Origin of the sequence: Sphingobacterium sp. UBA2610 (genome assembly GCF_002339225.1) — a bacterium.
Lineage (GTDB): Bacteria > Bacteroidota > Bacteroidia > Sphingobacteriales > Sphingobacteriaceae > Sphingobacterium > Sphingobacterium multivorum.
Genome location: NZ_DDKA01000025.1, coordinates 1 through 4,668 on the forward strand (window position 1 = coordinate 1; position 4,668 = coordinate 4,668).

General features: G+C 39.6%; 3 protein-coding genes. 2 read left to right on the forward strand and 1 reads right to left on the reverse strand.

The annotated features are described in order from the left end of the window. The first annotated feature begins 1,040 nt into the window (after positions 1 to 1,040). Positions 1,041 to 2,153 carry an acyltransferase family protein gene (locus B4Z47_RS18985; protein ID WP_070569071.1) on the forward strand — a complete coding sequence of 371 codons (1,113 nt, stop codon included), beginning with the start codon at positions 1,041 to 1,043 and terminating at the stop codon, positions 2,151 to 2,153. Positions 2,154 to 2,162: 9 nt separating this feature from the next. On the opposite strand, the gene B4Z47_RS18990 is transcribed toward B4Z47_RS18985, so the two are convergent. Further along, positions 2,163 to 2,666: an SRPBCC family protein gene (locus tag B4Z47_RS18990; protein WP_201639174.1), complete on the reverse strand. Its 504-nt coding sequence runs from the start codon at positions 2,664 to 2,666 to the stop codon at positions 2,163 to 2,165. Between the two features lie 330 nt (positions 2,667 to 2,996). Here B4Z47_RS18990 and B4Z47_RS18995 point away from each other — a divergent pair, with 330 nt between their 5' ends. After that, entirely contained in the window at positions 2,997 to 4,556 is a 1,560-nt protein-coding gene (locus B4Z47_RS18995) for a discoidin domain-containing protein (RefSeq protein WP_286727728.1), read from the forward strand. The last annotated feature ends 112 nt before the right edge of the window (positions 4,557 to 4,668 follow it).

Sequence of the window (4,668 nt, forward strand, 5' to 3'; positions counted from 1 at the left end):
CCCAAACTTTCGGTATGATCCACATAATTATCAATGTGGAATTTGTTTATCAGGTTATCCTACTTCGATTTAATGATGTCATTTATTTTCACGCAATGACTTTAATTCTTTAATTCCGTTCAAAATACTTCCTATAATGATATTTCCATATCCAACAGCCGATAATTCTAAATGTATATGGATTAGTTTTAAAAATGTAAGTAGTCAACGTTAAAACATTCCAGTTTTAGATGCTTTGAAAGATGTCAAAAGATCATTTCGCTTTATCTCTATACCTAAATAAACTATTACCGCGAAACAGTTTTTTTTGTCACAGAAGCGTAGTTCCTTTTCCTTTTTTTTGTTTGATCTTTAATTGCAGTAAATGAGGATCAAAGAGTGATCAGATTCTAATTTAGTACAGTGCTTGTTCAGTGATTGTTCAGTGCTCGTTCAGTGCTTACTCAGTGGGAACTGAACAAATACTGACTAATCACTGTCTAAAAAATGATTGAAAACTGTTATTACCTCCCAATTGGTATTAGAATGTATCAGTTTTAATGCCTCCTTAGCTATTTATTGTCAGCCAAGTGTGGCAGCCATCAAAAAGGGATCGAGCTAACCATATTAATAACGCTGCTGTCTACCCGGGCGTTTAGCAATTTAGCCCCATATTTACATAAACGAGCAGAATAAGTGCTGGACCTTGATCGATGACATCCTTGACATTGCATGTAGTAATAAACAACGTGGTTTAATTGCGTATAGCGATTAAAGAAAACCTCTGTGAATCGGACAGCAAGATATAAAAATTTGGAGTATTGAATACCGCGATACTTCATCGACAAGAAAATAAGCTGGCTAGCGGTATAGACCAGTAACAAGAATAGTGAATCCGTATAAACGAATCTGCGTCACAGCAAAATGAGACTAACCATCGGGATTTTGATACAATATTATCAAAATCAAATGTGTTATTTCACTATTTTCACCCATTCATTCGATAACATGTATAAACAATTAGCAAGTCCATCGACATCTTCGAAATACAATCAGAAGCCATGAATAATAAAAACCTTTCTACAAAACCACACTATCCCATTTTAGACGGACTACGAGGATTGGCGGCGATTATCGTTGTCACCTTTCATCTCACCGAGCCATTGGCAACAGGTCACCTCGATATCTTGGTAAACCATGGCTATTTGGCAGTTGACTTTTTCTTTCTTTTATCTGGCTTTGTAATCGGTTATGCTTATGATGATCGCTGGCGTACAATGTCGATTGGCACTTTCTTTAAACGCCGTATTGAACGCCTTCAGCCCATGGTTATACTGGGTATGACTCTTGGCGCGATAGGCTTCTACTTTACCGATTCCACCATCTGGCCACTTATTCATACCGTCCCGATTTGGAAAATGCTTCTCGTAATGCTCATCGGTTATACGATTCTCCCCGTCCCCCTCTCTTTGGATATTCGTGGTTGGCAGGAAATGCACCCGCTCAATAGTGTTGGCTGGTCATTGTTTTTTGAATATATTGCCAATATTCTCTATGCTATCGGTATTCGTAAATTATCCAAAACAGCTTTAAGCATTTTGGTCATTATCGCAGCTGTGGCGCTCGCGCATTTGGCGATTACAAGTCCCAATGGTGATGTTAGTGGTGGCTGGACGTTAAATGTTGAGCAAGTGCGGATAGGAATCACCCGCGCCATGTATCCCTTTTTTGCGGGCCTTTTGCTATCCAGAATAACCAATCCCAGCCGTATCCGACATGCATTTTTATACTGCAGTATTTTAATCGCCATTGTGTTGTATATGCCTCGTATAGGCGGAGCAGATCAGCTTTGGTTGAACGGGATATATGAGTCTGTATGCATTATCATTGTATTTCCCTTGATTGTTTACTTGGGAACAAGTAACATATCAAGTAGCAGAATAGAAAATAAGCTCTGCAAGTTTTTGGGTGACATCTCCTACCCGCTATACCTCGTACACTATCCTTTGGTCTATTTTTATGTTGCCTGGATCAGCAATAACAAGGATGTGACACTAGTGACAGCCTTGCCTTATGCCCTATTGATTTTGCTGACGAGTATTGCACTGGCCTATGTCAGCTTGAAATGGTATGACGAACCTGTCCGTACATGGCTCAGAAAGAAATTGGACTAATCATTGTTTCTATAGCTCTGCTTTGAGCTTTTGCAAGAGATGGGGTAACTTTTTGTGCAACTGCTTTTTCCAGCCCATTTCCATAATAAAACTGATCAAAACCAGCTTAATGCCTTTATAACCGGACTGTTTCACTTTCAAAAAAAGAGTCCCACTACAGGTTGGTTCTAATGAAAAGCTCAACACTGTATCCAATTTTGTGAAGATTCCTTTCGTTAGTTTATCTGCCTTATCCGAATGAATTCCGGCACAGGCCAATGCTTTCTCACCAGTAGCTTCACCCCGGTAGCTATACGCAAGATATTGCTTGGGTATTGCCGAAATAATTTCGCAATGCGTAATACCATCCCAGCCCTTCTGGGCTTTCATCCTAAACGTAAAATAATGTCCTGTCTCGGTTTCGATGTCGTTTGGCATAAACCAAGCCCCAAGCAGGTCTGCTTCCGTCAATGCACGCCACACCAGATCTTGGTCATAGGGCAAAAATACTGTCAATTTAATTGTTCTCTCCATTTTTTGCATAGCTAAAACTGCTGGCCCAACAGTAATATCAGTTTTTTGATTTTTTCCATACGATTTAATTATTCATGCAATCAAATGTAATAAGACCACGATGAAAGCCAAGTACACCATCGGTTAAAGATCGTCCATTTCCTATTAATTCTTAATGATTTCCTACCCAAACGAATTAAAATGTTACAAAACAATTTCCAAAGCTGATTAATCAATCGATTGACTAAACTAATTATGATAAAAGTTTATTTTTTTTACACACCATAAAAGAACCTTATTTATATTTATTGATACACAATATAAACCATTATAAGAAAACTTTTAAATTTAATGCTTGCAACCCTCGCACTAGGGGTTGCATCCTGCAACAAGACCTTGGTTAACACCGAAGAAAGTGTAGGAAATCTAAAGGCAAACGCAGCAACAACTTCGGTAACCAATGAATGGAGCAGTAATCCCTATAAGCTGAATGTCATCTATTTTGTTCCAAATGATGTTGACTCCATTCCCAATTTCAGAAAGCGTCTTAGCAAGATCCTCTTAGATGCTCAAAATATGTTTGCAAATAATATGGATCGCGAAGGCTTCGGAAGAAAATCTTTCGGATTGGATCTACTCAATGACAGTTTGATTAATATCCATTACATCGCCGGAAAATACGGCAAAGCTACTTATCCATATTCAGGGGGTAGCGGAGCAGTGAAGGCAGAAGTGGACAGCTATTTTAACCAAAATCCGTCAGGAAAAAAAAGCGAGCACAATCTAATTATTATTCCAACGTATAATACAGATCCAGCTAATCCTGGAGGCCCGCCGTTCTATGGTACAGGCACCAGCTGCTACGCCTTAGATTATGTAAATCTGGACGCTAAAAACTTAGGAATAGGCGGCGATATTGGATGGAAAGCAACTGTGTGGATCGGTGGAATGATCCACGAACTGGGCCACGGATTAAATGCCAGTCACAATAGGATGAACAAAACATTAGCACCAACTTTAGGTACGGCTTTAATGGGTTCAGGCAATTCAACCTATGGAATCTCCACAACCTCATTGACCAGTACCACAGCAGCAACATTTAACAATAGCCAAGTATTTAGCACTGTGGTAAGAAGTGACTGGTATGCATCCGCTTCTGCAGAAATTACATCCTTGTCATCAAGCTTTGTGAACAACAAGATTATCATTTCCGGGAAATTTACGACAACAAAACCGGTCAATGACATTGTTGTCTGGCATGATAGAGAGCCTTTTGGCGTAAACAACGATTATGATGCCGTACAATGGGCCACAAAAATAATTGGCCAGGATAGCTTTCGATTCGAGTGTCCATTAGCTGATTTTTATGATCTGACAGGGAATTACGAAATGAGAATAGGGTTTCTCCATGCCAATGGAAGCCGTACAACCTTAGGGTACGCTTATAACTTCGTTAACAATGTACCCGATTTATCCAAGGTTGTTACCTATAAACTTTTACCGACAACAGGTTGGTCAATTGTCGCTAGCGATAGTAACGAGACTGGATCACCGGCGAGCAATGTATTGGATATGAATAGAAGTACAGTGTGGCATACGCCCTGGTCGTCCACTCAAACTCCGCAGCCTCACTTCTTCTCCATCAATATGGGGGCATTACGCACCGTGAAAGGAGTTGCTTTCCGTAACCGCGACAATTTAAATGGAGCGATGAAAGATGTCAATATTTACTCAAGTACAAATAGTGTAAGCTGGACATTAATCAAAACGACGCAGCTGAGCAAAGTTGCTGGTTCCTGGATCAATGTCGATCTGAATGCCTCCGTTAACACCCAATACCTTAAAATAGAATCGACAAGTTCCTGGGGTGATTTCTTCTATTCTCATCTTGCAGATTTTGGTGCATATTAGTTTTTAAACCAATAGAATAGGCGGCCGGTATAACAAAAAATACCGGCCTTCTTAAATTTGGTCATCATCGAATTAATGAGATTCATCAATGCGGTTAGCGAATAATTTCTTA

Excerpts from the sequence above, each read along its gene's own strand:
- B4Z47_RS18985 (WP_070569071.1), top strand. The coding sequence starts at position 1,041 with ATGAATAATAAAAACCTTTCTACAAAACCACACTATCCCATTTTAGAC.
- B4Z47_RS18990 (WP_201639174.1), bottom strand. The coding sequence starts at position 2,666 with ATGGAGAGAACAATTAAATTGACAGTATTTTTGCCCTATGACCAAGAT.
- B4Z47_RS18995 (WP_286727728.1), top strand. The coding sequence starts at position 2,997 with ATGCTTGCAACCCTCGCACTAGGGGTTGCATCCTGCAACAAGACCTTG.